This is a genomic window from Frigidibacter sp. MR17.14, assembly GCF_037095735.1.
Taxonomy (GTDB): domain Bacteria; phylum Pseudomonadota; class Alphaproteobacteria; order Rhodobacterales; family Rhodobacteraceae; genus Frigidibacter.
The window spans coordinates 1-3,733 of sequence record NZ_JBAWKD010000036.1; the positions used below are offsets into that span (position 1 = coordinate 1).

Sequence of the window (3,733 nt, forward strand, 5' to 3'; positions counted from 1 at the left end):
GGAGCGGCAGGCCGAACAACACCTTCAGCGTCAGGCAGGTCTGGATCGCCTGCGTCGGGAAAACAGTCCCCCGGACTGTTTTCCGCTCCTCCGCAGTCGGAGAAGGTCTCTGGATGGCCGCGCTTGCCGGTCTTCGCGGCATGCCAGGCCATCGTGGGATCGAACCAGATCGAAAGCGATCCGCGGTGGCGCAGGGCGGCGTTATAGTCGGACCAGTTCGTCGTGCGATAGCGAGGGGAAGAGGGCTTTGGCATGGCCCGAGGCTAACAGTCAGGATTCACCACGTGAATCCGCCTCACCGATAAGTGCAACAAGGCCGCGCGCAGGTTTCCCGTCTTGCGATAGATCTGCGCCACCTTGGTCCGCCGCATCGTGTGCGTCCCGTAGGCCCAGGGCTCAAGCCCGATCGACGTCACCCAGCCCTTCACGATCAGCGCATATTGCCGCGTCGAAATATGCGCCCGATTGTGAAGCCGGCCTGGCCAAAGGTAGTCGCTGGCCGCCATCGCCGGGCTGGCGAGCCAAGCCATCAGCGAACGGCGCGTGCCCTCCGTGATCTCGAAGCGCACCGGCTGGCTGGTCTTCTGCTGGATGACGGAGGCCCGCTCCTTCACCGTGTTCGACGAGATCACATCCCGCACCCGCAGGCGCACAAGGTCACAGCCCCGAAGCTTGCTGTCGATGGCGAGGTTGAACAGAGCGAGATCCCTGATGTTCCCGGATATCTCGAGCAGAACCCGGATCGCCCAAACGTGCCTTGGCAGCAGAGGCCGCTTTTGCCCAACGACGCGGTCGCGGTTCCAAGCGCGATTGGTAGGGCGAACGGCAGGTAGGTTTGCATGTCCCATAGCAAAGGATCCCTCCGCCGTACCCGCCACGTCGCCGGCCCCTCGCCAGCGCCCCAATTCTAGCACGGGCTGGCGAGAGTCCGACGGGAGACCTAGGTTCGCGATCGCTGCCAATCTGTTCACGAATTGGCGGATATGACGAGGCCGCGTCGCTGGCCGTCCTCCGGCAATTCCTGCACGCGAGGACCTCAACCGGTTCTCGTCTCGCGCCTCTTGACCAGGAATGTTCCTCAGCTGTCTCAGGCGAACCGCAGATCCTGGTCATAAGCGTCGAGCATCCATCCGGGCAGTTTCGGGGCGACCCGCGTCAGGCGCCCGGCGCTGAAGAGCAGCATCATCTCAGGCGGCGCGTTGAGCTTCGAATTGTCAAAGACCATGCCGCGATCGGCAGCCAGAACCGCCCTGCGGATGAGCGGACCGCCCCGACTGTAGCGGGCGCGGATCTTGGCCTCCGGCACGTCATGGCCGCCTTCCTGCGTGCGGGCCCGCACCCGCGCCACGTTCAGGTCGGCGTCATCGGTGCTGATGTGCATCACAATGACGATGAAGCCGGCTGAGCGCGCCGTCTCGATGATCTCCAGCTTGGACGGGTGCGAGAACACAGTCTCGGTCACGAAACTTCGGCGCGCGGAAAGGTGCTCCTCACGGCGTCGGGCAGCGATCTTAGCCGCCTCATAGGAGGCTTCGGGCGAGGGATCTCCAAGTTCATCCTTCTGGATGATGTCGGCATTGATGAAGGGACCCGCGAAGCTTGGCGCCACACGGGTCTGGTAGAGCGTGGTCTTGCCCGACCCATTGGGCCCGGCGAGCAGGACAAGGCTTGGCCTCATGCCTTGCTGGCGGCCCTTGCATGAACGAGGTTGCCCCCTTCATCGAGACCGACACCGCGCCCGAGCCGCTGGCGCTTGGCATAAAATGCTTTCTCTTCCTCGCAGGGCATGGCCATTTTGTCGGTCAACGCGTCGAGCCAGCCCGCTTCCTCTTCGGATTGCAGCGCCGTGGTGTCGAGTTGCCCTTCCAGCGCCGCGGAGATCCGGGCGTGGTCGTAGTGGCCAGAGCGCTCGATCGACCGACCGATCCGGAGCCAATGGGTGATCTGTCCGGCAACGGACCGGCTTTGAAGCTCGGCCTCGTGCCGCACGAGCGCCATCACGTCATCTGAGAGCTTGATGGAACTTGCCATGTGCGCCTCCTGAAGCACCTCAGAGGTAGCATTTTGCTACCTCAATGTCAAAGGCATTGAGTCCCAACGCAGGACGGTCAATGCATGAGCCGCGCCCTGTCCAGTCTTCGGCGCCGGATCAAGATGTGAATGACTGCTTTCGGGGGAAAGGCGCGAGCTGCGTCGTCCGCGGCTATGCTGCGTGATTGCTCGAAAGCCCGCTTCCGAGACTGCGGCCCTGCAGCGTCGAGGGCAGCCGACCGGCCGCTCTGGGCTGGCGCTCGTCCGTCGCATCGCAGCCTGGCGACGCACGCCCTGTCTAGACCGGTGCTGCGCCGCCGCGCGGCACCCTCGAGCCCTAGGCGGGGCGTTGTTGCACTTATCGGTGAGGCGGGTTCACGTCGTGAATCCTGAGCGTTAGCTTCTGGTCACGCCGAAGCCCTCTTCTCCTCGCTACCGCACGACAAACTGGTCCGACTATAATGCTGCTCTGCGCCGCCGCGGGTCTCTCTCCGTCTGGTTCGACCCGACGATGGCCTGGCATGCTGCGAAGACGGGCAAGCGAGGTCATCCCGAGACTTTCTCCGAAAGCGCGATCCAGACCTGCCTGACGCTGAAGGTGTTGTTTGGCCTGCCGCTCCGGCAAACGGTCGGATTGGTCGCCAGCCTGATCGAGATGGCGGGGCTGGACTGGCCCGTTCCGGGCTATTCCACGCTTTGTCGGCGTCAGGCCCGGCTTACCGTGCAGATCCCCTATCGCCGCCCGGACGGCCCTGTGGCCCTGCTTGTTGATAGCACCGGCATCAAGTTCCGCGGCGATGGAGAGTGGCAGGCACGCAAGCATGGTGCGTCGCGCCGCAGGGCGCGCCATGTTTCGCCACTGGTTCGAGAAACCATGGCGCGCGGCGCAAGGTCCATATCGGCGTGGATGCTCAGACCGGAGACGTCCGGGCCGTCGAATTCACGTCCAGTCGGCAAGGCAACAGCCCGCTGCTTCCAGCCCTTCTGGCCCAGATCCCCGAGGATGCTGAGATCGGTTCGGTCACAGCCGACGGTGCCTATGACACCAGACGATGCCATGTCGCGATTACCGCGCGAGGGGCCGAAGCGCGCATTCCGATCCGCCGGAACGGCCGCCCCTGGAAAGAGGATTGCCCAGCCGCCCGCGCTCGGAACGACATCCTGCACGAGACGCGACGCCTGGGGCGAGCAAACTGGAAGCGTTCAGTTGGCTATCACGTCCGAAGTCGGGTCGAAGCGAGGATGAATTGCCTCAAGGCCTTCGGCGAGCGCATCGCCTCCCGTGACCCGGACCGACAGACTGCAGAGATCCAGATCCGCATCATTCGCCATGGTCGATCGGACCGGTGGCGCGACATGGCTCATTCATGAACAGATACAACACCCTCGGCACCGCCGAGATCACTGCCATGGGCTGAAGACAGAGCGGGAAAGGGAAAGATCGGCCTTCTACCGATTAGAGCAACAACGCCCTCCCCTCCCCTGCCGAACTGGCCTCGGCCTACCGCAAGCAGATCGGTCGCTTGGGCGAGTTGCTCTCTGCGGGGGCAGGCGGAACCCGGATCGAAGCAAATCAGCTGCAGAAAGGGATCATCCGCCAAGTCGTGCTCACACCCGACGGCAGTGGCGGCCTCACGCTCGACATCCAGCTCGCCTGATCGACAGGCCTTCCCATCAAACAGACAAAGCCCCGCGGGAGACC

4 protein-coding genes and 2 pseudogenes are annotated in these 3,733 nt (G+C 63.9%); 1 reads left to right on the forward strand and 5 read right to left on the reverse strand.

The window, feature by feature from the left end; all coding sequences use genetic code 11:
* From V8J36_RS22735 to V8J36_RS22750, 4 genes and pseudogenes are all read right to left on the reverse strand, one after another.
* Positions 1-254 (reverse strand): annotated as a pseudogene (locus tag V8J36_RS22735) (hypothetical protein); the annotation flags it as partial.
* 9 nt (positions 255-263) lie between these two features.
* Complete coding sequence (locus tag V8J36_RS22740; RefSeq protein ID WP_336469597.1) at positions 264-848, reverse strand: tyrosine-type recombinase/integrase; 585 nt, start codon at positions 846-848, stop codon at positions 264-266.
* A 239-nt stretch (positions 849-1,087) separates the two neighbouring features.
* A complete protein-coding gene (locus tag V8J36_RS22745; protein ID WP_336469598.1) occupies positions 1,088-1,678 on the reverse strand; it encodes an AAA family ATPase in 591 nt (196 codons plus the stop codon).
* Complete coding sequence (locus V8J36_RS22750; RefSeq protein ID WP_336469599.1) at positions 1,675-2,031, reverse strand: TA system antitoxin ParD family protein; 357 nt, start codon at positions 2,029-2,031, stop codon at positions 1,675-1,677. The genes V8J36_RS22745 and V8J36_RS22750 overlap by 4 nt, the downstream gene beginning before the upstream one ends.
* A gap of 403 nt (positions 2,032-2,434) precedes the next feature.
* On the opposite strand from V8J36_RS22750, the pseudogene V8J36_RS22755 reads away from it, so the two are divergent.
* Positions 2,435-3,402 (forward strand): annotated as a pseudogene (locus tag V8J36_RS22755) (IS5 family transposase).
* On the opposite strand, the gene V8J36_RS22760 reads toward V8J36_RS22755, so the two are convergent.
* Positions 3,393-3,733: hypothetical protein (locus V8J36_RS22760; protein ID WP_336469600.1), on the reverse strand; the 341-nt coding region annotated here is incomplete at its 5' end. The pseudogene V8J36_RS22755 and the gene V8J36_RS22760 overlap by 10 nt on opposite strands.